We start from the raw sequence: 1,140 nt of genomic DNA, 5'->3' as shown, positions 1-1,140 counted from the left end.
TCGGCAAGTTCCTCCAGATAGGCTTCTGCTTCGGCTTTGGTAATTTCAGCGCCTTCGGCCTTTGCCAGCGCCATTAAGTCTTCCGCGGTTTTACATTGCATGGCCTTTGCGATCATTTCTTTTGTGAGCTCGTTCTTATTAATCGGCATGATGAAATCCTCCTCATAAGAAAATACTTAATTGGAATAAAGCCAGTTTAATTTTTCAAACCTGAAACCGGTTTATTTCTTCAACCCTGAAAATTTCACTCTTAATTGCTCAACGTCCAGCAATCGGTGCCTTCCAATGTGCAAGTGCCGCCGGCAACATTTCTCAGCGCTTTTTCGTCCAGCTCAACGTCGGCCAGTTCCGCGAAATAGGCTTCCGCTTCGTCCTTCGTAATCTCAAACCCTTCCGCCTTAGCCAGCGCCACCAGTTCGTCGACAGTTTTGCACTGCATAGCCTTCGCAATCATTTCTTTTGTGAGCTCATTTTTGTTGATTGGCATAATTTTCCCCTCCTCATTATAACGCTTCAAGCGGTTCCATATCCGTTTTTCCAGTTCTTCGTTTTCTGCGGAAAAATCCACGGCTGTCAGAAAAACAGAACATTCTTCACATCATATCATCCAGGGAAGTTCTCATGTAACACTTACCACCGGCAATATCCTTTAGTGCTATATCATCTAATTCAAAATCAGACAGTTCCGTCATGTAAGCTTCCGCTTCCTCTTTTGTCATCTCATAACCGCCGGTCTTTGCCAATGTAATCAGTTCATCAGCCGATTTGCACTGTATCGCTTTTTCCAGCATTTCTTTTGTGAGTTCATTTTTGTTGATTGGCATAATGAAATCCTCCTCCATAAATTTTATTTTAAATGCCTTTTATTAATATATACAAAACAGGCTCATCAAAATTGACATTGATGGATATATTTTTTTAATTATATCATACTCATTTTTACTGAGCAAAACTGGAATTTGTCATACTAAAACAAAACAGCCGTGGAAATCCACGGCTGTTGAATCATTTACTGCGATAAATTGTTGTTTTCGTAACCATAGACGCTTCCGCCGGCTCCACCTTTTATCACCGCGTGAGAGCCAAATTACATGATGTACTTCCAAATATGGATTCCCGTTCTTATCAATAAATGGAGCA

General features: G+C 41.1%; 2 protein-coding genes. Both read right to left on the bottom strand.

All coding sequences use genetic code 11. The features are described 5' to 3' along the window. Positions 1–250: 250 nt before the first annotated feature. Positions 251–487 (bottom strand): Nif11-like leader peptide family RiPP precursor, encoded by a 237-nt coding sequence (locus tag BM159_RS11765; RefSeq protein WP_143089449.1) that lies wholly within the window; start codon positions 485–487, stop codon positions 251–253. A 106-nt stretch (positions 488–593) separates the two neighbouring features. After that, positions 594–824 (bottom strand): hypothetical protein, encoded by a 231-nt coding sequence (locus tag BM159_RS11760; protein WP_093914397.1) that lies wholly within the window; start codon positions 822–824, stop codon positions 594–596. Positions 825–1,140 lie beyond the last annotated feature (316 nt).

It is taken from the genome of Succiniclasticum ruminis DSM 9236, assembly GCF_900112895.1.
Classification (GTDB): domain Bacteria; phylum Bacillota; class Negativicutes; order Acidaminococcales; family Acidaminococcaceae; genus Succiniclasticum; species Succiniclasticum ruminis.
This window is presented reverse-complemented; position numbering and strand designations above follow the sequence as displayed.